The organism is Stenotrophomonas sp. S41 (assembly GCF_016624625.1).
Lineage (GTDB): Bacteria > Pseudomonadota > Gammaproteobacteria > Xanthomonadales > Xanthomonadaceae > Stenotrophomonas.
In genome coordinates, this window is record NZ_JACVTV010000024.1 from 14,978 (window position 1) to 36,427 (window position 21,450).

Genomic DNA, 21,450 nt, shown 5'->3' on the forward strand with positions numbered 1-21,450 from the left:
CCGTAGTACCCGAACCGGTCCTACTCCCCAAGAGGCCATCCCCAAGGGAGCTCATGCTGCGGAGCCCTGAGCAAGCTCATCGCTGGCACCTATGAAACGAAACAGGCCTGGTCCGCGAGGATCAGGCCTGTTTCGTTGTCGCTGCACGGCGGCCGGCGCAGGGCCGGCCAACCGCCATCAGCCCTTGATCGCCGCCAGGATGCGGGCTTCGATCTCGTCCAGGTCACCGACGCCATCGACGCGGGCCAGGGTGCCACGGCCGGCGTAGAAGTCGACCACCGGGGCGGTCTGGTCGTTGTAGACCTGCAGGCGCTGGCGCACCGCTTCCGGGTTGTCGTCGGCGCGGCCCTGTTCCTGCGCGCGGCCGGCGATGCGCTCGACCAGCAGCTCGGTGGCCACGTCCAGCTGCACCACGGCGTCCAGCGGCTGGCCGATCTTGGCCAGCAGGCCGTCCATCGCATTGGCCTGGGCCACGTTGCGCGGGTAGCCGTCCAGGATGAAGCCCTTGGCGACATCGGCCTGGGTCAGGCGCGACTCCAGCATGCCCAGCAGGATGTCATCGGACACCAGGTTGCCGGCATCCATCACCGCCTTGGCCTGCTTGCCCAGCTCCGAGCCCGCGGCGATTTCCGCGCGCAGCATGTCACCGGTCGAAATATGGGCGATGCCCAGCTTTTCCTTCAGGCGCGTCGCCTGCGTCCCCTTGCCCGAACCGGGCGGTCCCAACAGAACCAATCGCATTGACCTGACTCCAACGTGTTGAAAACAAAGAAGGTTCGCGCCCCGGACGGACCGGTATCGCTGCACCGCAATAGCGCCACTTTAGCGCATACGGGTAATGTCTCTGCAATGTCCCCCTCACCGAGCAGGTAGAAGCATGCGCAACGGCACCCTCCTCTACGCCCAGTCCGGCGGCGTCACGGCGGTCATCAACGCCACCGCGGCGGCGGTCATCGAGCAGGCCCGCGCCAAGGGCATCAAGGTCCTGGCCGCCCGCAACGGCATCCTTGGCGCCCTCCGCGAGGAGCTGATCGACACCAGCAAGGAGAGTGCCGCCGCCATCCGCGCCCTCGCCCACACCCCGGGCGGCGCCTTCGGTTCGTGCCGGGTCAAGCTGAAATCGCTGGAGGCCGACCGTGCCCGTTACGACCGCCTGCTGGAGGTGCTGCGCGCCCACGACGTGCGCTGGTTCCTCTACAACGGCGGCAACGATTCGGCCGATACCGCGCTGAAGGTGTCGCTGCTGGCCAAGGCGTCCGGCTACGACCTGACCTGCATCGGCGTGCCCAAGACCATCGACAACGATTTGGCCGTGACCGACACCTGCCCGGGTTTCGGCTCGGCGGCCAAGTACACCGCGGTCTCGGTGCGCGAGGCCGCGCTGGACGTGGCAGCGATGGCCGAGACCTCCACCCGCGTCTTCATCTACGAGGCGATGGGCCGCCACGCCGGTTGGCTGGCCGCCGCCGCGGGCCTGGCGGGCAATGGCGAGGACGAGGCTCCGCACATCATCCTGCTGCCCGAGCGTGCCTATGACGAGGCGACCTTCCTGGCCAAGGTCAAGGCCGTGGTCGAGCGCGTCGGCTACTGCGTGGTCGTGGCCTCCGAGGGCATCGCCACCGCCGATGGCCGCTTCGTCGCCGATGCCGGTGGTGGCAAGGATTCCTTCGGCCATTCGCAGCTGGGCGGCGTCGCCGCGCATCTGGCCGGCCGGGTCAAGGACCAGCTGGGCCTGAAGGTGCACTGGGCCCTGCCCGACTACCTGCAGCGCTCGGCCCGGCACCTGGCCAGCAAGACAGACTGGGAACAGGCGCAGGCGGTGGGCAAGGCCGCCGTGCAGCTGGCGCTGAAGGGCCAGAACGGGGTGATGCCGGTGATCGTGCGCAGCAGCGACGCGCCCTACCGCTGGAAGATCGAGGCCGCACCGCTGGCGAAGATCGCCAACCACGAGAAGAAGATGCCGGCCGGCTTCATCCGCCGCGATGGTTTCGGCATCACCGCCAAGGCACGTGCCTACCTGTCGCCGCTGATCAAGGGCGAAGCCCCCCTGCCCTACGGTGCTGACGGCCTGCCGAAGTACGTCACCCTGAAGAACGTGGCGGTGAAGCAGAAGCTGCCCGCGTTCGAGGGCTGAGCCACGGTCGGGGCGAGGGAGGAAGGCGATGGCACTGCGCGTTGTTCGACTCGGCAGCCCGCGCGCGCCCGGCGAGGGCCTGCGCATCGGCACGGTGCGGCGGCCGCCACGGGGCGTGCCGCGCAGCGAGTTCGCCCGCCAGGATTGGTATGACGTGTGGTTCCCGACGCTGTCGCCCAGCCCGGCGCTGGTGAAGCTGGCGCACGGGGCGAAGACTGCGGCGGACTGGAAGGCCTTCTTCCGCCACTTCAAGGCCGAGATGAAAGCGCCCGAGGCCGCCCATGCGCTGGATCTGCTGGCGGCACTGTCGCAGCACAGCGACATCGCCGTGGGCTGCTACTGCGAAGAGGAGGCGCATTGCCATCGCAAGGCGCTGCGCGAGCTGCTGGTGGCACGCGGAGCGAAGCTGGCCGAGGGATGATGGCGCGCTGCGGTAGATCCACGCCATGCGTGGATGCGACATCGGTGCCGACCAACGGTCGGCACCCACCGGGCAGGTTCCGTCATCGGTGCCGACCCAAGGTCGGCACCCACCCGTATCAATTACAGGCCTTGCCTTCCACCTGCAGCTGCGCGGCGAACATCGTCACCTGCGGGATCTTGCCGGCGGCCGCCTGCTTCTTCGCTTCTTCCAGATAGATGCGCGACTGGCCCTGGCCATCCAGCGCCTGGGTGTTGTTGACCGGCAGGCGCCACACCCGCACCACCGCCTGCTGTGCCGGGCAGGCGGCATTCGGCACGCGGATCACGTCGTTGAGCTTCCAGCCCTTGTCGGCACTGGGCTGTGCCTTGGCGTAATCGACGAAGCGCGCACGCGGCTGGCACTGCTCGCTGGTGCGCACGGCGGAGAAGCGGTACGGCTCGGCGGCCTGGCCGGTGAACACGCCTTCCAGGCGTGCACAGGCCTCGGGAATCTGCCGCAGCGTATGCACCGCACCTACGGCCTGGGGGGCGCCGACCGCCCGCTGCAGTTCGGGGGTTTCCGCAGCCAGGGCCGGCAAGGCCGGGACCAGGGCGGCAAACATCAGCAGGGACAGGCGCATGGGGAATCTCCGTCAGGACTGTGCGCAGGCTTGCAGAGGGTGGCTTAACGGGGTGCAAAGGGTCTGTGGCTCTCAAAGCATGCCGCTGCGCTCGCCGGGGCATGCCAGTCGAGCAAGCTCGACTCTACGGGGGCCGGGACGCATACTGCGGGCACCAGGGAATGCTGAACACCGCCATACGTCGGACGACCGTTTCGGTCGGCACGGGTTGGTTCCAGGCTGCAACCCGTCGTCCCCCTCGTGGTGCCGTTCATCGCCACTGGATGCTCACCATCCATTCTGCGGAGGGGTCTGATGCTGGAACGTCATGGGCTGTCACTGGCGCTGGGCTGCGCCATTCTCGCGATCCTCTACGGGATCATCTCGGCGCGCTGGATCCTGCGCCAACCCACCGGCAATGAACGCATGATCGCGATCGCCACCGCGATCCAGGAAGGCGCGCGCGCCTACCTCAACCGCCAGTACCTAACCATCGGCGTGGCCGGCGTGGTGCTGTTCGTGCTGGTCGGCGTGTTCCTCAGCTGGTACACGGCCATTGGTTTCGCGGTCGGCGCGGTGCTGTCCGGCGCGGCCGGCTACATCGGCATGAACGTCTCGGTACGCGCCAACGTGCGCACCGCCGAGGCCGCGCGCAACGGCATCAGCGCGGCGATGGACGTGGCGTTCCGCGGCGGCGCCATCACCGGCATGCTGGTGGTCGGCCTCGGCCTGCTGGGCGTGGCCGGCTACTACGCACTGCTGCTGCGCATGGGGCTGCCGATGGAACAGGCGCTGCACGCGCTGGTCGGCCTGGCCTTCGGCTCCTCGCTGATCTCGATTTTCGCCCGCCTCGGCGGCGGCATCTTCACCAAGGGTGCCGACGTCGGCGCCGACCTGGTGGGCAAGGTGGAAGCCGGCATCCCCGAGGACGACCCGCGCAACCCGGCGGTGATCGCCGACAACGTCGGTGACAACGTGGGCGACTGCGCCGGCATGGCCGCCGATCTGTTCGAAACCTATGCGGTCACCGTCATCGCCACGATGCTGCTGGGCAGCCTGATGCTGAGCGAGGCCGGTGCCAATGCGGTGCTGTACCCGCTGGTGCTGGGCGGGGTGTCGATCATCGCCTCGATCATCGGCGCGCTGTTCGTGAAGGTGAAGCCGGGCGGCTCGATCATGGGCGCGCTGTACAAGGGCGTGATCGTCTCCGGCGTGCTGGCGGCGATCGCGTTCTATCCGATCACCACCGGGCTGATGAGCGACAACGTGCATGGCCCGCTGGCGCTGTACGGCTGCGCGCTGATCGGCCTGGTGCTGACCGGCCTGATCGTGTGGATCACCGAGTACTACACCGGCACCCAGTACAAGCCGGTGCAGCATGTGGCGCAGGCCTCGACCACCGGCCACGGCACCAACATCATCGCCGGCCTGGGCATCTCGATGAAGTCCACCGCGCTGCCGGTGGTGGCGGTGTGTGCGGCGATCTGGGGGGCGTATGCGCTGGCCGGCCTGTACGGCATCGCCATCGCCGCGACCGCGATGCTGTCGATGGCCGGCATGATCGTGGCGCTGGATGCGTACGGCCCGATCACCGACAACGCTGGCGGCATCGCCGAAATGGCCGAGCTGCCTTCGGACATCCGCGACATCACCGATCCGCTGGACGCCGTGGGCAATACGACCAAGGCGGTGACCAAGGGCTATGCGATCGGTTCGGCAGCGCTGGCCGCGCTGGTGCTGTTCGCCGACTACACCCATAACCTGCAGGCGGCCAACCCCGGCCAGGAATTCCGCTTCGACCTCAGCGACCACACGGTGATCATCGGCCTGCTGATCGGCGGCCTGATTCCCTACCTGTTCGGCGCGATGGCGATGGAAGCGGTCGGCCGTGCGGCCGGTGCGGTGGTGGAGGAAGTGCGGCGCCAGTTCCGCGAGATCCCCGGCATCATGCAGGGCACCGGCAAGCCGCAGTACGACAAGGCCGTGGACATGCTGACCCGCTCGGCCATCCGCGAAATGATCGTGCCTTCGCTGCTGCCGGTGGCCGTGCCGGTGGTGGTGGGCCTGCTGCTGGGACCACGCGCGCTGGGTGGCCTGCTGATCGGCACCATCGTCACCGGCCTGTTCGTGGCCATTTCGATGACCACCGGCGGCGGTGCCTGGGACAACGCCAAGAAGTACATCGAGGATGGCCACTTTGGCGGCAAGGGCAGCGAGGCGCACAAGGCCGCGGTGACCGGCGACACCGTCGGCGACCCGTACAAGGACACCGCCGGCCCGGCGATCAATCCGCTGATCAAGATCATCAACATCGTGGCGCTGCTGCTGGTGCCGCTGCTGTAGATCCACGCCATGCGTGGAGGGGGTTGTCGCCACGCCCCGTAGAGTCGAGCTTGCTCGACTGCTTTTGGCCTGCACCGCAAGAGCAGTCGAGCAAGCTCGACTCTACGGCCTGGAACCCCGCATCCGCAGGGCGACAATCACCACCACGGCAATTCCCCAGCACACGTAGATGGGCGTATCCCACCCGTCATAGGTGCTGTGTGGGCTGGAGATGAAGGCCAGCGACGCCAGCCACGCGCAGAGCACGCCGGGCAGGCGCGCGCCACGCCAGATGCAGAACGCAGCAAACACCAGCAGCGGCCAGGTAAAGATGACGGCGGCCGTGAACGGTGCCAGCGAGACAAAGGCCACGCAGGCGGCGAAGACCACGCTGCACCAGGCAAGCACCCGCAGGGTCCGTGTTGTCACTGCAGCCTCCGGTCATCCATTGACGGTCGTGTCGATGATAGCGATTCCCGCTGGGGTCGGAGCCCTTTCCTGCGGAAAGGGATCCGACCCCGTTGCCGACCCCGCTGCCGGTCAGCGGCCGCGCAGGTAGAACGCGACCGGCACCATCACTTCCACCGGGTCGCCGGCCACCTCGGCCGGCGGCGCCGGCACGGGGCTGGCGCGCTGCACGGTCTCCAGCGTTTCCTGGTCCAGCAACGCGAAGCCACTGCCGCGTTCGATGCGCGCGCCGGATACGCGCCCATCGCGGTACACGGCGAACCGTACGTAGACCACGCCCTGCTGGCGCAGCCGTTCGGACTGGCGCGGATAGCGCCGGTGCTGCTGCAGATGGCCCAGCAACCGGCCCTGCCAGGTGGCGTTGGCGCGGCTGCGCTCGCCGGCCGTGGTCTGCTGCGCTGCGTAGCGCTCGCTGGCTTCGGCGGGAACCTCCGGTGGTGCCGTGCTGCGCTCGACAGTGGCGTCCGCGCTGTCCTGCGCGGTGCTGGCCGGCACCTGCGGCTTCGGCACCACGTCGCCCTTCGGCTGCGGCGGCACCTTCGGCGCGGGCGCGTGTTCGCGAACGGTCTCGCGCTTCTGCTGTTCCTGCTGCAACGGCCCGGTCGGCAGCGCGCGCGGCGGTGCCAGCGGTGCCTGCACGGTCGGCGCAAGCTCCAGCATCAACGCGGCCGGCGGCGCCACCGGGGTGACCGGTGCCGCGCGCGCCTGCCACCACCACACCCCGCCAATCAGCACGGCGTGCACCAGCAGCACGATCGCCAGGCTGGTCGCCCAGCGCCGCAGTGTGTTCATCGCGCGCCCTGCTCCAGGCCGACGAGGGCCACCTTCAGGTAGCCCGCCGCGCGCAGTGCATCCAGGGTCGCCATCAGTTCGCCATAGGCCACGCGCTGGTCGGCACGCAGGTAGATGCGCTGCTCGGCGTCACCCTGCGTCGCCGCCTGCAATGCGGCACCCAGCCCGTCGCGCGCCACCGGCTGTTCGCCCACGCGCAGCGACAGGTCGGCCTGCACGGTCACGTACACCGGCGCCTGCTCGCTGGGCGTGGCCTGTGCGCTGCTGGCCGGCAGCTGCACCGGTACCGAGACGGTGGCCAGCGGTGCGGCCACCATGAAGATGATCAGCAGCACCAGCATCACGTCGATGAAGGGCGTGACATTGATCTCGTGCGCTTCTTCGGGCGTGTCGTCGCGGTCGGACGCGGTCCTGATCGCCATTCAAAGCACCGCGCGCAGGGCGCTGGCCGGTGCACGCGTGGCGGCACGGTCCAGGTCGCGCGACACCAGCTGCTGCACGGCCGCCGAGAGATCGCCGAGCAGACCACGCAGGCCGGCCAGCACACGGCTGAAATGGTTGTAGACCAGCACCGCCGGAATCGCCGCGACCAGGCCCAGCGCGGTGGCCAGCAGCGCCTCGGCGATGCCCGGCGCAACCACGGCCAGATTGGTGGTGTTGCTGTGGGCGATGCCGATGAAGCTGTTCATGATGCCCCACACGGTGCCGAACAGGCCCACGAACGGCGCCACCGCCCCGATGCTGGCGAGCACGCCGATGCCACGCCGCTGCACGCGCGCGGTCTCCAGTTCCAGCCGGTCCAGGCGCGAGGCGACGCGCTCCTTTATGCCGTCGCGGCTGTCCAGATCCTGCGACAGGCGCAGTTCGCTGCGGGCCGCGTGCAGCATCGCCGCAGCAGTGCCTTCGGCGAGCGCGGCATCCGCATCGTCAGCGGGCAGGCTCGGCGTCTCCAGCAGCCGCGCACGTGCCGCACGCAGCGCGCGCGCCTGCCGTGACAACTCCCAGCCCTTGGCCAGCAGCACGGTCCAGGTGGCCAGCGAGGCGACGGCCAGCGCGATCATCACGGCTTTGACCACCACGTCGGCGGCCAGGTACATGCCCCACGGAGTGAGGGCGGGAGCGGCCAGGGGCGCAAGGTCAGCAGGCAGCATCGTCGGGGGTTCCATCAGAATCGGGAGTAGACGCGCGGCGGCGGGCCGCACGCGTTTCGGCATCGCCCACGTCCACCAGCGGTGTGGGATCAAGCCGTGGTGCCGGCCGGCTCAGCACGTAGCCGGCGCTGGCCGCGAAGAACAGGCCCACGCCCAGCAGCAGGCGCCAGGAGGGGTGCGCACCCCAGCAGAACAGGACGAAACCCACGGCCATGCCGGCGCTGGCAAAGGCCTTGCCCTTGCGCGACACCGCGCCCTGCTCGCGCCACAGGCGCAGCGAGGGGCCATAGCGCGGATGGGCAAGCAGGCGCTGCTCGAACTTCGGCGAACTGCGGGCGAAGCAGCCCACCGCCAGGATCAGGAAGATGGTGGTGGGCATCACCGGCAGCAGTGCACCGATCACGCCCAGGCCGACCATCAGCCAGCCCAGCGCGAACCAGAGCCAGCGCATCAGCGGTGGCCGCTCATGCGCCGAATTCCACTTCAACGTGGCCATGCACGCTGCGGAAGGCGGCGTCGGCCGCATCGATCACCTGCTGTTCCTCTTCGGCCGACAGCGGCACCGCGTCCAGCGCCGCGGTGAACTCGCGCCAGTGGCGGGCGGCACCATCGGGGTGCGCGGCCAGGTGGCGGGCGCCGAAGTCACGGTCCAGGCCCAGCGCGGCGGCCATCTTGTACAGCACGGTGCCGCCCAGGTTGGAGCCTTCGGCCACGTACAGCCAGCCCAGCGCGGCCGGCAGCGGCAGGTCGGCGGCCAGCGGCGCCATGTCCTGGCCGGGCAGGCTCTGTTCCAGGTCCTGCAGGTCGCTGCGCACCTGCTGCAGGCGGCGGCGTTCATGCAGGGCCGGCAGCAGTGCGTCCAGCGCAGGGCTGGCATACAGCGCGTCGATGCTGCGATGGAAGCGGTACTGCACGCGCAGGAAGCGGGCGAAGTTGCCGCGGTCGGCGAAGATGTCGCCGGCCATGATGCGCTTGTCGAGGGCGCCATGGCTGTCACGGGTGGCGGCCTTCAGGCGCACGCTGCGGCTGTCGTCGGGGGAAGTTGTCGCGGTCATCGGGGAGTGCCAGGGGGAAGCGTCGATCATGAGACGTGCCGCGAGGGGCTTCCCCCAAGACGGCATGCGTCGATAATGCAGCTTACCTTTCCCCTGCCAGGCAGTTTCCGATGATCACCACCGAACCGAGCATGACCAACCTGTTCCTGCAGCTGGGCCTGGACGCCAGCGCCGAGGCCATTGCAGGGTTCATCGCCCAGCACCAGCTGGCCACGGAAGTGGAAGTGGCCGATGCGCCGTTCTGGAGCGATGCGCAGCGTCAGTTCCTGGCCGAGTCGCTGCAGGCCGATGCCGCCTGGACCACCGTGGTGGACGAGCTGAATGAGGCGCTGCACGAAGATGCCGTGAAGGCCGCGCGCGGGCTGTAAGCGCTCGGGAAGAAACGCCGGGCATGGCCCGGCGCTACCGACGTGCCGGGGTCAGAGCCCTTTCCGCTGGAAAGGGATCCGACCCCGGTCTGTCAGTACTTCCAGGTGATGGCCAGGCGCGCGGTGCGGCCCGGTGCCGGCATCACGCCCAGGGCCAGCGGGTCCAGGTAGTAGCGGTCGGTCAGGTTGTCGACGTTGGCTTCTACCGACAGCTGGTCGTTGAAGCTCCAGCTGGCGAACACGTCCACCAGGGTGGTCGGGCGGTACAGCTGCTGGATCGCCGACAGGCCGACGTTCCATTCCTTGTCCAGCTTGCTGATCGGCCCGGCGTTGTGGACCACGCGGGTGCCGAAGGTCAGCCGCTCGTCGAACAGGCGCGAGCCGACGGTCAGGTTGACCATGTAGCGCGGCGGGTTCTGCGTGTTCGAGTACGAACCTTCGAAGCCACCATCGACGCAGTCAGGCGTATTGGCCAGCTCCTCGATCTTGCGCTGCACGCCGTAGGCACGACGCTCGGCGGCGACGTCCGGCGCGCAGGTCTTGGCCTTGAAGTAGTAGTGCGCCGACAGGTCGGCGAACAGCTTGCCGCTGTCATAGCTGGACTGGAACTCCATGCCCGACACCTTGAACTGGTCGACGTTGCGGATCAGGCCGGCCGACAGCGTGCGGTAGTCGCGGGTGATCAGGTCGTCGATACGGGTATCGAAGTAGGCCAGCTTCAGCGCCAGGCGATCGCCGGCAGTGAACAGGTCGTGGCGGATCGTGCTGGCGCCCAGTTCCCAGCTGCGCGCACGCTCGGGCTTCAGTTCGGACACCGGCTTGGCCGCGGTGAACAGGCCCAGGGTGGTCTCGAACAGGCTCGGCAGCTTGGTGCCTTCGGCGTACTTCAGGTAGACCATGCTGTCTTCGCTGAAGCGGAAGGCAACGCTGGCGGTCGGCGAGAACGCGCTGTCGCGGCGGCGGATCGGCTTGGACCAGGTCCAGCTGACCGGCACTTCCAGGTCTTCGGCAGCATCGGCGTCGTAGAAGTTCCAGCCGCCGATGTCGGCCACCGTGCCACGCTCGTACGGCGAGGCCAGCAGCGAGGCCTGGGTGAAGTCGCCGTTGGCGTCCGGGTACCAGTTCAGCAGCGCGATGCGCTTGGCCCGCCACGACGGCAGGTTCGGGTCGCCGTTGAGCAGTTCGGTGTAGCGGTACTGGCCCTGCACCTCGTACTTGTCCGGGGTGGCCAGGCGGTTGCGGTCGTGCACGTCCACGCGGTTCCAGCGGCCACCGGCCTGCACTTCCCAATGCTCGTCCGGCGCCCACTTCAGCGACGCCACGGCGCTGTATTCCTTGCGCTCGGCGTTGCGCAGGAAACGGTTGTTGACCAGATCGTCGTGCATGATCGGCGCGGAACTGCCCGGCGCGATGTCCTCATCGCTGTAGGACAGGCCGTAATCCAGGGTGAAGCGGCCGGCATCGGTGTCGAAGATCGAGGTGTTGCTGGCATCCAGGCCGAAACGCTTCTGCCGCAGCGGGTTACGGTAGGCGTCCTTGTAGCCGGGGTTGCCGCTGAAGCTCGGCGCGTCGTACCACTCGGTGCGGCGGTCGTAGTACCACGGGGTGATGCCGGTCAGATTGTTGTACATCACGCTGTCGGTATCGGTGTACCAGGCGTTGATGCGCAGGTCGACCTTGTCGCTGTCCGGGTTGAAGCGGTAGCGCGCGCTGTAGCTGTCCATGTCGACGTGGCCCGGATCCCACTGCGGCACGCGGTCGCGGTCCACGCGGATGATCTGCGAGGCCATGATCTCGCCCGCCGTGCCTTCATAGCGGCGGTAGCCCAGCTCCAGGGTCTGTACATCATCGATGCGCCAAGTGCCCTTGAGCAGCGCCGACTTCGACCGCGAGGACGTGTTGAACACTTCCGTGCGCGGCGGGTTCAGCGGTGCCAGCGTGCGCCGCGTCTGCGGAAAATCGTCGTAGCCGTGCTTGCCCGAGAAGTAGTTGCCGTTGTCGCGGTACGCATAGGCGGCGACCAGATCGAAGCGATCCCAATGGCCGGCGGCGGCGACGTTGAAGAACTGGCTGCCACTGGCGCCACGGTCGGTGCGCGGTGCGGCGTCGTAGCCCGGCAGGTTGTTGGCGCTGTTGTTGGCCAGGCCACCACGCACGCGTACGCCGACATCGCGGCCTTCGCGCAGGATGTCATCGACGTTCAGCGTTTCCATTTCCACCACGCCGCCGATGCCGCCGGAGGCGTTGGCCTGCAGGCTGGGGCCCTTGGTGATGGTCAGGCGCGAGATCAGGTCCGGGTCCAGGTAGGTCCGCTGCGACTGGCCGGCGTAGCCACGGTAGGTGTCCATGCTGGACTGGCCGCCGTCGATGATGACCGGCACGCGGCTCTGCCCCTGGATGCCACGGATGTTGACGTCGAAGCCGTTGCCCACGCGCGGGTCGCCAGCGGTGACGCCAGCCACGCCCTTGACGATGTCGCCGTTGGACGTGCCGCGGAAGCGTTCCAGCTGGGTACGGTTGATCGTGGTGGTGGAACCGACGCTGCGGTAGCTGTCGAGCAGGCGCGCTTCATCGCTGACCGCACCTCCTTCGATGTGCTCGCCGGACACGCTCAGCGTGTCGGTGACGATGACGCCGCTGCCGGCCTGGGCCGGCGCTGCTTCCAGGGTCACCGCATCGCTGCCGACGCGACGCGCGACCAGGCCACTGCCCTGCAGCAGCCGCGACAGCGCATCACTGGACGACAGCGTGCCACTGACCGCCTGCGAGGTGACACCGTTGCCGAGCGTGGCCGGATAGGCCACCTGCACGCCGGACTGGCGCATGTAGGCGCGCAGCGCGGCATCCAGCGGCTGAGCGGGAATGTCGAAGCGCAGCAGCGCGGCAGGTGCGGCCGTGCTGGACTGGGCCAGCACGGTCGGCGCGGTGCCGGCCAGGCCAGCGGCGAGCAGGGCGATGCACAGACGGGACGGGCGCAGTGCGCGGCCCGGACGACGGAAGTCGGACATGGGAAACCTGTGAGGGGAACGGAGCCGCGGGCGCGGCGTCATCCGCGCCAGGCGCGGACACAACGACGTACGTGGCGGCGGCGGGTACGTTCGTGGGGTAAGACGAATGGGGTGGTTGGAACCCCAAGGTGAATTCATCCACGCATGGCGTGGATCTACGGGTGGACGATGGCCACGCCCCACGGCAGGCGGGTGACCTGCAGGCCGGCGGTCGCGGCAAGCGCATCAAGCGCCTGTTCCGGTTGGTCGATGCGCAGCGCCGCGCTGACCGCCGGCAGGCGCGACAGATCACCGCGCACGAACGTCGGGCCACGGCGATAGCGCCCCACTTCCTGCACGGCCTCGGCCACGTTGGCCTGGTCAAGCAGCAGCTCGCCCTGGCGCCAGGCACCGACACGGTCGGCTGCCACGTCGGCCAGGCGGGTGACGCCGCTGTGCGCGCCGTAGCGCGCGCGCTGCCCCACCTGCAGGTAGGTCCAGCCGCCATCCACCGGATTGGCGACGCGCACACGACCCTGCCCCACTTCGGTTTCCACCGTGTCGTCGAGACGGGCCACGGTGAACGCAGTGGAGATGTCTTCGACCACGCCGTTGCCGGCGGCCACGCTGAAGCGTCGCTGCGCATCGGCGGTCACCTCGAACCAGGCGCGCCCCTGCAGCAGCTCGATGCGGCGCGCGTGTGCATCGAAGTGCACGGCGATGGCGCTGTCGGCATCAAGCACCGCGCGGCTGCCATCGGGCAACTGCACCGCCTGCACCTGATGGTTGCTGCGATGGTCGGCCTGCAGCCGCAGCCATGCGTCAGGTGCGGTCACCAGCAGCGCCACGGCCGCGGCGGCAGCGGCCGCCCAGTGCAGGCGACGCTGGCGTCGACGCGCACGCGCGCGGACCGGGGAACACGGTGTGGCGGCGGCCGATGCCACCGGTGCCGGCGCAAGGCTGCGCCACAGGCGCCGCTCGTGCTCAAAGGCACGGCGATGCCCCGGCTGTGCCAGCCATGCCTTGAAGTCCCGCATGCGCGCATCGCTGTGCTCGCCGGAGGCCAGGAACACGATCCAGTCCCGGGCCTGTTCGGCCACGGGGTCGTCTGCGCGGGCGCTGGAAGGGGAATGCGGGCTCATCGGCTGGCAGGCGGTCGCGGTCAGGCGCGGTGGAAAGGACGGGACCGCAGTGCGGCCCATGGATCAAGACGTGTGAAGCGCAGCGGGCCCCAAGGGCGATCGATCATCGGCCCTCGCGGGCCCAGGCCAACCGCGCCAGGGCGCTGCGTACGTGGTTCTCAACCGTGGTCACCGAGACACCCAGCCGGCGCGCGATCTCGGCCTGGGTCAGGCCCTGCAGCCGGTTGAGGCGGAAGATGCTGCGGGTCGGCTCGGGCAGGTGACCGGCCGCGTCCAGCACCCGCTGCAGCTCGTCCTGGGCCATCACCTGTTCCTCGGTGGACACCTCGTCCTCCTCTTCCCACAGGTAGTGCTCGGCCAGCAGGCGGTTGCGCCGCGTCGACTCGCGGCCATGATCGGTGGCCAGGTTGATCGCCAGGCGGTACAGGTAGGCCCGCGGGTTGTCGATGCTCTGCTGGTTGTCGACGCCACGGGCCTTGAACCAGACCGCCTGGATCACGTCCTCGGCACCACTGTCGCCGCCCAGGATGCGCTGCACCCGGCGTAGCAGCGCCGGCCGTTCGCGGATCAGCAGTTCGGTGAGGGTGGCGGCATTGGAAGGCATGCGCGAGGACGGGACGGACGGGGGCGGCGCGCATGCTACTCCGTAAATGCGAATCAGTCACGTTTGCGTATGATGGATCGCCTCAGAGGCAGTCAGTCAGCCCGTCGTAGACGCTGATCGAGGTGCCGGGCAACGGCACATCGATGGCATCGCGCGGAGGCACGGCTTCCAGCGCCTGCAGCAGGCTCTCCAGCGGCGTGCCCGCGGCCAGCGGCAACGCGCAGGCATAGCTGCGCAGGTCGACGTCGATGCTGCCGTCGCCGAGCACCGAGCTGTTGCTGCCGGCAAAGGTCCACATGCAACCGGCCACCTGGCCGCTGGCCCGCTCCACCGAGCAGCGCAGGCGCATGGCCTGCAGGTTGTAGTACTCGCCTTCGCAGAAGGTGTCGCCGCAGACGTCATCGAAGCCGGCCACCAGCGCGCGCTCGACGCTGCGGAAACGCTCCCAGCCGCTGGCCGGGTCCGGGTAGAGGCGCGCATCCACGTAGCGATCAGCGGCGAGCGCGGGCACGCTGGCCAGGCACAGCAGTAGTCCCATCATCATTCGTGGCGCGCGCATCATCCCTGCCTCCCAGCGTTGCCCGGCCCCTGCAGGCAGCCCAGCAGGCCATCGAACAGGCCCCGCCCCAGCCCCGGCAACGGGGCCTCCACCCCGTCCGGGCCTGACAGCGCCGCATGGAACTGCTCCACCGGCACGCCTGGCAGCAGATCGACCGGACAGACCCAGCGGCCGTTGTCCACCTGCACCTCGCCGGTGGCGGGCTGCACGCGCAGCTCGCTGGCCGCCACCACCCAGGCGCAGCGGGTGACCACCGCCGCCGCCAGCTGCACGGCGCAGCGCACCTGCATGACCCGGTAGTTGCTGTAGTCGCCCGCGCAGATCGTGTCGGCGCAGAGGTGGTCGAAGCCCCGCATCAGGGCCGCTTCCAGGTCGTAGAAACGGTCCCAGTTGGCTTCGCTGGTGGGGAAATCGACCAGGTCGACATGGCTGCCGGCCACCGCCGGCGGGGCAACGGACAGCAGTACGGCAAGGCCACAGCAGCGTATCCAGGTCATGACGGTACTCCTCGGGAATGAGGCTCCAGCCTGCGCCGCCCCACGCTCCGCCCCCATCGGGAAACCCCGCGGCAGCCCCTCCGCCGGGGGCCACGACGAAGGTCGGCCCCGCCCTACCCTGCACAGCGCCCGTCAAAGGCATAAAATGGTGGGCTATCCGTCCACATCCCCCACCTGGAGCACACCATGGGTCTGGAACTCGTCTCGCCCGGCAAGAACCCGCCGGAAGAAATCAACGTCATCATCGAGATCCCGAAGGACTCGGAGCCGGTGAAGTACGAAGTGGACAAGGAAACCGGCGCGATCTTCGTCGACCGCATCCTGTCGACCCCGATGCGCTACCCGTGCAACTACGGCTACGTGCCGAGCACCCTGTGTGGCGATGGCGACCCGGCCGACGTGCTGGTGGTGCTGCCGCTGCCGCTGGTCCCGGGTTCGGTCGTGCGCTGCCGTCCGGTCGGCGTGCTGAAGATGAGCGATGAGGCTGGCAGCGACGAGAAGATCCTGGCCGTGCCGGTCTCGAAGATCTTCAGCGGCTACGCCCACGTCGAAGACATCGCCCAGGTGTCCAGCCACTGGCTGGAGCGCATCGGCCACTTCTTCGAGCACTACAAGGACCTGGAAAAGGGCAAGTGGGTCAAGCTGGACGGTTGGGGTGGCGCGGCCGAGGCCAAGCAGATCCTGATCGAGGCGCACCAGCGCCACCTCGACAGCAAGGCCTGAGTCTGAACAGGATCGCTCCGGTGCCACGCGCCGGAGCGATGCTGGTCACGTTTCAACACTGCGGCCCATCACTGTTGGCGCCGTATTAGGTAAATTGCGTCACTTCACACGTCATCGACGCGCGCCGTCGAGACAGCCAGGGGAATGTGTCGTGCGTATTCTGCTAGTTGGGGATTCAGCCAGCCTGCCGGCTGAGCTGAGCGAGTTCATTGCCGATCTTGGGGAAGAATGGCAGCCGCTGACCGCCTTCGATGGCCACACTGCGATGTCCGCGGTGGCAGCGCAGGGCGTGGATGCGGTGATCGTCTGCCCGCAGCTGCCCGACCTCAATGCAACCACGTTGCTCGGTCAGATCCGCACGCTGCGGCCTGAAACCATCCGTATCGCACTGGTCGATGCCCAGCACGGCAACCGGCCGCCGCCGGCGCGCCTGATCGGCGTGGCCCACCGCTTCCTGCCGCTGCCGCTGGCGCCGGAAGTGCTGCTGGAAGCACTGACCAGCCTGGAAGAGCTGCGCGAGGTGCTCGACAGCCCGCGCCTGCGCGATGCCATCGGCCGTATCGAGAAGCTGCCCTCGCCGCCGCACCTGTACCTGAGCCTGACCCAGGCGCTGGAGCATGACGACGACACCGACAGTGCCGACGTGGCCAAGCTGGTGGCCGCCGATCCGGCGATCGCGGCCAAGGTGCTGCAACTGTCCAATTCGGCGTTCTTCAGCCAGGGCCGCACCATTGCCGACCTGCGCACTGCGGTGACCCGCCTGGGCCTGGCCACGCTGCGCGACCTGGTGCTGGCCAGCGAAGTCTTTTCCGCGCCGACGCTATCGGCTGCAGAGCGCAATTCGCTGCAGCAGCGTGCGCTGATGGCCTCGCGCCTGGCCGCGCGCCTGCTGCCCGAATCCAGCGCGGAGCTGGGTGCGACCGCCGCCCTGCTCGCCGATATCGGCCTGCTGCTGCCGGGCGTGCGCAATGAGCGCAGTGAACCGGCGCTGGCCGACGATCCGCGCCCGGGCCATGCCGAAGCCGGTGCCTACCTGCTGGGCCTGTGGGGCCTGCCGATGCCGATCATCGAAGCGGTGGCCTTCCACCTGCAGCCGCAGCGCGCCAACACGCGCAGCTTCTGGGTGACCGGTGCGGTGCACGTGGCGCTGGCGCTGGTCAACGGCGACCCGGTGGACGAGGACTACCTGCAGCGTGCCGGCGTGCTGAACAAGCTGCCGCAGTGGCGCGAGCATGCCAACAGCCTGATGGGGCTGGTACCCACCGAAGCCTGATTCTGCCCTCGCGGCAGATCGATGGCGCGCCCGGTTGGGCGCGCCATCGGCGGATCAGCGCTGCGGGCAGGCGTCAATCACGCAGCGGCGCCATTGCGCCTCACAGAACCATTCCTTGCCGCCGGCCGCCAGGCACTCCTGGCGGACCTGCGTGCAGTACACGCCACCGCCACAGATGATGATGGTGTTCTGCGCCGAAACGGCGCCGACCAGGGTGGCGTACATCAGGACCGCGGCCGAGATCTTGCGGATGAGCGTCGACTTCATGGCCATCTCCAGGCGTCCGTCATTGGACAGGCCTGACTGTGCTGATCGCGACAGCACGAGACCGTGACTCACTGCTCTCTCCGGGTCTGTTGGGATTTCCCCTACTGCAGATTCAGAAAAACCCCATGCGCAAATGAAAAGAGGGCGGACCTTTCGGTCCGCCCTCCCGTGTTGCGTGTAGCGACGCTTCGATGGATCAGAAGCGCTGGGTGTACTTCATGTACAGGAAGCGACCCACGTCGAAGCCACCGTAGTAGGCGAACGCCGAGTTCGGGGCCGAGTACATCAGCGGACCCTTGTGATCGAACACGTTGTTGGCGCCCAGGGCGATGGTGGCATCCCACGGTGCCTTGTAGCTCACCTGCAGGTCGTGGAAGGTGTTCGAACCGGTCTTGCGCAGCGGGTCAGCCTCGCCGTTGGCGAAGTGGTTCGGCGCATTGCACCAGAACTCGCCGGTGTCGATGCAGCCTTCCTTCATGCCGGAGTAGTAGCGAGCGGTGTAGTTCACGCCGAAATCGCCGTACTGCCAGTTGACACCGAGGTTCGAACGCACGCGGAACAGGCCGGGTTCACCGACGCGACCGATCATGATGTTGTCGCCGTCGCTGTTCTGGCCCTGCTCGTCGTACTTGGCCGTGTAGCTGGTGGTCCAGTCGATGTTGAACTGACCGATGGCCAGTTCCGGCAGACGGTACTTCACGCCCAGGTCGTAACCTTCGGTTTCCATCTTGCCGAGGTTGGCGGTGCCGTAGGTGATGGCGCTGACGTGGCCGTCGTCGGCACGGACAACGTCCGCACAACGGGCCGAGTTGCCCAGCACGTAGCAGTCGCGCAGGATGCGGTCGACGCTGTCAGCAATGATCATGTCGCTGATTTCGTACTTGTACCAATCCAGCGACAGGTCCAGGCCCTGCACGAACTGCGGGCTCCACACCAGACCGAAGGTGGTGCTCTTCGAGGTTTCCGGCTTCAGGTTCGGGTTGGCACCCGAAATGAACTGGTCACCCGACTGGCACGGCAGGGTCGAGCAGACCTTGCCACCCTGGCCGACCTGGGTGTAACCGACCGGCACGCCGGCGGTGGTGCACGGGCCGTTGCCGTTGACCGAACCCGGTGCGGAGACACCGCAGGGATCGATGTACGACTCGAAGCTCGAGCTCAGGCCACCGTACAGGTCGCTGATGGTCGGAGCACGGAAGCCTTCAGCGTAGGTACCACGGACCAGCAGGCCGTCCATCGGACGCCAGGTCAGGCCGAACTTGCTGTTGGTGGTGCCACCGAAGTTGCTGTAGTCCGAATAACGGCTGGCAACGTTCAGGGTCAGTTCCTTGGCGAAGGCCACGTCGGCCAGCAGCGGCACGTTCAGTTCGAGGTAGACCTCGTTCAGATCGTACTCACCGCGGGTCGGCTTCTGGCCCAGGCCGGTGGACTGGCCCGACTGCGCGAAGGCGTCCGGCACGTAGCTGCCTTCTTCCTTGCGGTGCTCGACACCCAGGGCGAAGCCCAGGTCGCCGGCCGGCAGGGTCACGATGGAACCGGCCAGGTTGGCGGTGAAGCTGGTGGTCTTGGTGATGCCGCGGGTGGTGAAGGTCGGGAACAGGAAGTCCTGCAGGTCCTGGTTCGCCAGCGAACCCTGGCCGTCGACGCCGTAAGGCAGCAGCGGGTTCCACGGGCGGCAGGTGCCCAGCGCGATCGGGTTGGCAGAGGTACCGCACTGTGCCACGCCATCAGCGTTGATGAAGGACGGGCCCAGCGCCTGCTTGGCGGCGATCAGGCTCATGTCACCGCGGTTGGTCTTGATCGACTCGTTGCGGTTCCACAGCGCGCCGACGTCCCAATCGAAGGTCTTGCCGGCGAAGTCGAAGTAGCCGCTGACGGTCGGCGCAAAGCGCAGGGTCTTCAGCTGGCTGTCGGTGGTGCGCGGCACTTCCCACAGGCGACGGCGGAAGCTGACGTCCTGGTTGACCGGGTTGAAGGCGCTGCTGCCGCTCAGCGGGGTGTTGATGTTGCTGGCAGCGGACTGGTACGGGTAGCCGGCGATCTGCTGGAACGTCTGACGCTCGTTGTAGAGCAGGTCAGTGTTCAGGCTGATCGAATCGGTGAAGTCGTAGGTGCCGTTGATGTAGACGGACTTGCGCTTGACGCCGGTCAGCAGGGTCATCTGCTCATTGGCGTTGGCGTATTCGTCTTCGGTCAGCTCGTGGTAGTCAGCTGCGTTCTTCGGGTTGCCGCCCTGGTTCAGGGTCTGCCACACCGCATCCTTGCTGCTGCAGTTGTACAGGGTCGGGTTGCACCAGCTGCTGTTCTGGCTGATCGGGCTCCAGTCAGCCGAGGTCGAGTTCGGACCCAGCGCGCCATCGCGGCTGTACCAACGGTCCTTGGCCCACACCGGATCCTGCTTGTTGTACTCGGCCGACAGGGTCAGGCTGCCACGCTCACCGCGGGCACCGAGGGTCATCGAGTAGGTTTCGGTGTCGCCGTCGCCGTTGCCGTACTGGCCAACGTAGACCTGGGCTTCGCCACCGTCGAAGTTCTTGCGGGTGATCACGTTCACGACGCCGGCGATGGCATCCGAACCGTAGATCGAGGAGGCGCCGTCCTTCAGGATCTCGATGCGCTCAACGGCCGACATCGGGATCTGGCTCAGGTCCTGCAGACCCGAGGTGGTCGCGCCCAGGCGCTTGCCGTTCATCAGCACCAGGGTGCGCTCGGCGCCCAGGTTGCGGATGTCGACGTAGTAGCCGCCGACGTTTTCGCCCGAAGCCAGGGACTCCGAACGCGAGATTGCCGGCGAACCCGCCGAGGTCAGGTTGTTCAGCACGTCAGCGACGCTCGAGAAGCCCTGCTTTTCCAGGCTTTCACGGGTCATCGTCAGGATCGGCTGCTGGGTCTCCATGGCGGCGCCGCGGATGCGCGAACCGGTGACCGAAATACGATCGAGGTCGGTGGTGCCAGAAGCCGCTTCCTGAGCGGAAGCAAACGCCGGCGTCAGCGCCAGCGCAATGCCGGCCGGCAGGAGGCCGAGCCGCACTGCGGGATTACGGAAGTTCATCAATCTCTCCAAGGTACGTGTTAGCAGCGTGTTAAAACACCCCAGCACGTTACGATTGCGTTGCAGCGCTGTATTTGCGCGACACACCCGGAGACTTTGCCGATTGTGGCGGAAGCTTCGCGCCGTTTTCACGAAAACGCGAAGCGGAGGTGCCATAGCGCGCACGGAAGGCACGGGCGAAGCTGCAGCAGTTGTCGAAGCCACTGGCCGCAGCCACTTCGCCGACCATCATGTCGGTGTCGCGCAGCAGATCCGCCGCACGCTCCAGCCGCAGGCGTGCCGACAGCGACTGCGGGCTTTCCTCGTACAGGCTCTGGAAGGTCTTGGAGAGATACCAGCTGGAGAAGTTGGTCAGCTCGGCCAGTTCGCCGATGCGCACCACGCGGTGACTGTTGCCTTCCAGGTACAGGCGGGCGCGCTGCATGCGACCGAACACCTGGCGCTTGCGGCTGCGCGAGCGGCCCGGGCAGCGCTGCACGTTGTCCGCCAGGCTGCGCTGCAGGCCGGCCAGGTGCAGCAGCAGCGGACGCAGCGACGGCGCCGGCAGGCCATTGGCCAGTGCCTCACGCCACAGGCGCAGGCCGACGCGGGCGTCGCTGCGGCTCATCCGGCCACGGCCGGCGTACAGACCGCAGTCGGCCAGCTCGGCCAGCACCCGCAGCGCCTCCGGATTCAGGCTCAGGCCCACGCACAGGCCATTGCGGCCGGCCTGCACCAGCGGGCGCGATTCCTTCTCGAACGCGATCCACTCACCCTGGCGCAGCCGGAACCGGCCTTCCTTCGCTTCCACCCAGGAGGTGCCACGCACCTGCATCCAGACGGTGAAGTTGACGCCGGCGGTCTGCAGGCTGCCCAGGCGGGCAACGCCCAGGCAGGTCGGGGCTACATCGTCGACGGCCTTGTCGAGGGACACGGTTTGGCCGCGATCGGCCAGGGAAAGTTGACGCATGTGGGCACCACGGATTTGCCAAGTACAGGCCTCCGTTTTGCCCAATCAGGTGCTTCCGCGTCAGGAAAGTCTGACGAGATCGCCA

At 67.9% G+C, this 21,450-nt stretch carries 22 protein-coding genes; 6 read left to right on the top strand and 16 right to left on the bottom strand.

Going from position 1 to position 21,450, the window contains the following annotated elements; translation table 11 throughout:
* Positions 1-177: 177 nt before the first annotated feature.
* Positions 178-741 carry an adenylate kinase gene (locus IAE56_RS07580; protein ID WP_079223114.1) on the bottom strand — a complete coding sequence of 188 codons (564 nt, stop codon included), beginning with the start codon at positions 739-741 and terminating at the stop codon, positions 178-180.
* 136 nt (positions 742-877) lie between these two features.
* Here IAE56_RS07580 and IAE56_RS07585 point away from each other — a divergent pair, with 136 nt between their 5' ends.
* The gene (locus IAE56_RS07585) at positions 878-2,134 is read left to right on the top strand and encodes a 6-phosphofructokinase (protein WP_108769902.1); all 1,257 of its coding nucleotides are present in this window, start codon (positions 878-880) and stop codon (positions 2,132-2,134) included.
* 28 nt (positions 2,135-2,162) lie between these two features.
* A complete protein-coding gene (locus IAE56_RS07590) occupies positions 2,163-2,555 on the top strand; it encodes a DUF488 family protein (protein WP_200752091.1) in 393 nt (130 codons plus the stop codon).
* A 118-nt stretch (positions 2,556-2,673) separates the two neighbouring features.
* Here the strand turns inward: IAE56_RS07590 and IAE56_RS07595 are convergent, their stop codons facing one another.
* Positions 2,674-3,177 (bottom strand): hypothetical protein, encoded by a 504-nt coding sequence (locus IAE56_RS07595; protein ID WP_200752092.1) that lies wholly within the window; start codon positions 3,175-3,177, stop codon positions 2,674-2,676.
* 294 nt (positions 3,178-3,471) lie between these two features.
* Between IAE56_RS07595 and IAE56_RS07600 the strand changes: the two genes are divergently transcribed.
* Complete coding sequence (locus IAE56_RS07600; RefSeq protein WP_164074029.1) at positions 3,472-5,499, top strand: sodium-translocating pyrophosphatase; 2,028 nt, start codon at positions 3,472-3,474, stop codon at positions 5,497-5,499.
* A gap of 102 nt (positions 5,500-5,601) precedes the next feature.
* On the opposite strand, the gene IAE56_RS07605 is transcribed toward IAE56_RS07600, so the two are convergent.
* From IAE56_RS07605 to IAE56_RS07630, 6 genes are all read right to left on the bottom strand, one after another.
* Positions 5,602-5,907 (bottom strand): hypothetical protein, encoded by a 306-nt coding sequence (locus IAE56_RS07605; protein ID WP_325167178.1) that lies wholly within the window; start codon positions 5,905-5,907, stop codon positions 5,602-5,604.
* Positions 5,908-6,018: 111 nt separating this feature from the next.
* Positions 6,019-6,738 carry an energy transducer TonB gene (locus IAE56_RS07610; protein ID WP_200752093.1) on the bottom strand — a complete coding sequence of 240 codons (720 nt, stop codon included), beginning with the start codon at positions 6,736-6,738 and terminating at the stop codon, positions 6,019-6,021.
* A complete protein-coding gene (exbD, locus tag IAE56_RS07615; RefSeq protein ID WP_200752094.1) occupies positions 6,735-7,160 on the bottom strand; it encodes a TonB system transport protein ExbD in 426 nt (141 codons plus the stop codon). Before exbD ends, IAE56_RS07610 begins: the two co-directional genes overlap by 4 nt.
* The gene (gene exbB, locus IAE56_RS07620) at positions 7,161-7,889 is read right to left on the bottom strand and encodes a tonB-system energizer ExbB (RefSeq protein WP_200752095.1); all 729 of its coding nucleotides are present in this window, start codon (positions 7,887-7,889) and stop codon (positions 7,161-7,163) included.
* Positions 7,876-8,340 (bottom strand): YbaN family protein, encoded by a 465-nt coding sequence (locus IAE56_RS07625; RefSeq protein WP_108769910.1) that lies wholly within the window; start codon positions 8,338-8,340, stop codon positions 7,876-7,878. Before IAE56_RS07625 ends, exbB begins: the two co-directional genes overlap by 14 nt.
* Before the next feature lie 13 nt (positions 8,341-8,353).
* A complete protein-coding gene (locus IAE56_RS07630; RefSeq protein WP_200752096.1) occupies positions 8,354-8,944 on the bottom strand; it encodes a biliverdin-producing heme oxygenase in 591 nt (196 codons plus the stop codon).
* 110 nt (positions 8,945-9,054) lie between these two features.
* Here IAE56_RS07630 and IAE56_RS07635 point away from each other — a divergent pair, with 110 nt between their 5' ends.
* Positions 9,055-9,312, top strand: a complete 258-nt coding sequence (locus tag IAE56_RS07635) for a DUF2789 domain-containing protein (protein ID WP_108769912.1) — start codon at positions 9,055-9,057, stop codon at positions 9,310-9,312.
* Positions 9,313-9,404: 92 nt separating this feature from the next.
* On the opposite strand, the gene IAE56_RS07640 is transcribed toward IAE56_RS07635, so the two are convergent.
* The 5 genes from IAE56_RS07640 to IAE56_RS07660 form a co-directional block, all read right to left on the bottom strand.
* Entirely contained in the window at positions 9,405-12,320 is a 2,916-nt protein-coding gene (locus IAE56_RS07640) for a TonB-dependent receptor (protein ID WP_200752097.1), read from the bottom strand.
* Between the two features lie 155 nt (positions 12,321-12,475).
* Positions 12,476-13,441, bottom strand: coding sequence for a FecR domain-containing protein (locus tag IAE56_RS07645; RefSeq protein ID WP_200752098.1), 966 nt, complete (start codon positions 13,439-13,441; stop codon positions 12,476-12,478).
* A gap of 103 nt (positions 13,442-13,544) precedes the next feature.
* On the bottom strand, positions 13,545-14,045 hold the full coding sequence (locus IAE56_RS07650; RefSeq protein WP_108769915.1) for an RNA polymerase sigma factor: 501 nt from the start codon (positions 14,043-14,045) through the stop codon (positions 13,545-13,547).
* An 82-nt stretch (positions 14,046-14,127) separates the two neighbouring features.
* Complete coding sequence (locus IAE56_RS07655) at positions 14,128-14,583, bottom strand: hypothetical protein (RefSeq protein WP_234455955.1); 456 nt, start codon at positions 14,581-14,583, stop codon at positions 14,128-14,130.
* Between the two features lie 20 nt (positions 14,584-14,603).
* Positions 14,604-15,101, bottom strand: a complete 498-nt coding sequence (locus tag IAE56_RS07660) for a hypothetical protein (RefSeq protein ID WP_200752100.1) — start codon at positions 15,099-15,101, stop codon at positions 14,604-14,606.
* A gap of 186 nt (positions 15,102-15,287) precedes the next feature.
* Between IAE56_RS07660 and ppa the strand changes: the two genes are divergently transcribed.
* Both ppa and IAE56_RS07670 read left to right on the top strand, forming a co-directional pair.
* On the top strand, positions 15,288-15,824 hold the full coding sequence (gene ppa / locus IAE56_RS07665; RefSeq protein WP_005410935.1) for an inorganic diphosphatase: 537 nt from the start codon (positions 15,288-15,290) through the stop codon (positions 15,822-15,824).
* Positions 15,825-15,975: 151 nt separating this feature from the next.
* On the top strand, positions 15,976-17,097 hold the full coding sequence (locus IAE56_RS07670) for an HDOD domain-containing protein (protein ID WP_108769918.1): 1,122 nt from the start codon (positions 15,976-15,978) through the stop codon (positions 17,095-17,097).
* A 54-nt stretch (positions 17,098-17,151) separates the two neighbouring features.
* Here the strand turns inward: IAE56_RS07670 and IAE56_RS07675 are convergent, their stop codons facing one another.
* The 3 genes from IAE56_RS07675 to IAE56_RS07685 form a co-directional block, all read right to left on the bottom strand.
* Positions 17,152-17,364, bottom strand: coding sequence for a hypothetical protein (locus IAE56_RS07675; RefSeq protein ID WP_200752101.1), 213 nt, complete (start codon positions 17,362-17,364; stop codon positions 17,152-17,154).
* A gap of 196 nt (positions 17,365-17,560) precedes the next feature.
* Positions 17,561-20,416 carry a TonB-dependent receptor gene (locus tag IAE56_RS07680; protein ID WP_200752102.1) on the bottom strand — a complete coding sequence of 952 codons (2,856 nt, stop codon included), beginning with the start codon at positions 20,414-20,416 and terminating at the stop codon, positions 17,561-17,563.
* A 49-nt stretch (positions 20,417-20,465) separates the two neighbouring features.
* Positions 20,466-21,365, bottom strand: coding sequence for a helix-turn-helix transcriptional regulator (locus tag IAE56_RS07685; RefSeq protein WP_200752103.1), 900 nt, complete (start codon positions 21,363-21,365; stop codon positions 20,466-20,468).
* Between the last annotated feature and the right edge of the window lie 85 nt (positions 21,366-21,450).

Excerpts from the sequence above, each read along its gene's own strand:
- IAE56_RS07580 (WP_079223114.1), bottom strand. The coding sequence starts at position 741 with ATGCGATTGGTTCTGTTGGGACCGCCCGGTTCGGGCAAGGGGACGCAG.
- IAE56_RS07585 (WP_108769902.1), top strand. The coding sequence starts at position 878 with ATGCGCAACGGCACCCTCCTCTACGCCCAGTCCGGCGGCGTCACGGCG.
- IAE56_RS07590 (WP_200752091.1), top strand. The coding sequence starts at position 2,163 with ATGGCACTGCGCGTTGTTCGACTCGGCAGCCCGCGCGCGCCCGGCGAG.
- IAE56_RS07595 (WP_200752092.1), bottom strand. The coding sequence starts at position 3,177 with ATGCGCCTGTCCCTGCTGATGTTTGCCGCCCTGGTCCCGGCCTTGCCG.
- IAE56_RS07600 (WP_164074029.1), top strand. The coding sequence starts at position 3,472 with ATGCTGGAACGTCATGGGCTGTCACTGGCGCTGGGCTGCGCCATTCTC.
- IAE56_RS07610 (WP_200752093.1), bottom strand. The coding sequence starts at position 6,738 with ATGAACACACTGCGGCGCTGGGCGACCAGCCTGGCGATCGTGCTGCTG.
- exbD (WP_200752094.1), bottom strand. The coding sequence starts at position 7,160 with ATGGCGATCAGGACCGCGTCCGACCGCGACGACACGCCCGAAGAAGCG.
- exbB (WP_200752095.1), bottom strand. The coding sequence starts at position 7,889 with ATGCTGCCTGCTGACCTTGCGCCCCTGGCCGCTCCCGCCCTCACTCCG.
- IAE56_RS07625 (WP_108769910.1), bottom strand. The coding sequence starts at position 8,340 with ATGCGCTGGCTCTGGTTCGCGCTGGGCTGGCTGATGGTCGGCCTGGGC.
- IAE56_RS07630 (WP_200752096.1), bottom strand. The coding sequence starts at position 8,944 with ATGACCGCGACAACTTCCCCCGACGACAGCCGCAGCGTGCGCCTGAAG.
- IAE56_RS07635 (WP_108769912.1), top strand. The coding sequence starts at position 9,055 with ATGATCACCACCGAACCGAGCATGACCAACCTGTTCCTGCAGCTGGGC.
- IAE56_RS07640 (WP_200752097.1), bottom strand. The coding sequence starts at position 12,320 with ATGTCCGACTTCCGTCGTCCGGGCCGCGCACTGCGCCCGTCCCGTCTG.
- IAE56_RS07645 (WP_200752098.1), bottom strand. The coding sequence starts at position 13,441 with ATGAGCCCGCATTCCCCTTCCAGCGCCCGCGCAGACGACCCCGTGGCC.
- IAE56_RS07650 (WP_108769915.1), bottom strand. The coding sequence starts at position 14,045 with ATGCCTTCCAATGCCGCCACCCTCACCGAACTGCTGATCCGCGAACGG.
- IAE56_RS07655 (WP_234455955.1), bottom strand. The coding sequence starts at position 14,583 with ATGGGACTACTGCTGTGCCTGGCCAGCGTGCCCGCGCTCGCCGCTGAT.
- IAE56_RS07660 (WP_200752100.1), bottom strand. The coding sequence starts at position 15,101 with ATGACCTGGATACGCTGCTGTGGCCTTGCCGTACTGCTGTCCGTTGCC.
- ppa (WP_005410935.1), top strand. The coding sequence starts at position 15,288 with ATGGGTCTGGAACTCGTCTCGCCCGGCAAGAACCCGCCGGAAGAAATC.
- IAE56_RS07675 (WP_200752101.1), bottom strand. The coding sequence starts at position 17,364 with ATGAAGTCGACGCTCATCCGCAAGATCTCGGCCGCGGTCCTGATGTAC.
- IAE56_RS07680 (WP_200752102.1), bottom strand. The coding sequence starts at position 20,416 with ATGAACTTCCGTAATCCCGCAGTGCGGCTCGGCCTCCTGCCGGCCGGC.
- IAE56_RS07685 (WP_200752103.1), bottom strand. The coding sequence starts at position 21,365 with ATGCGTCAACTTTCCCTGGCCGATCGCGGCCAAACCGTGTCCCTCGAC.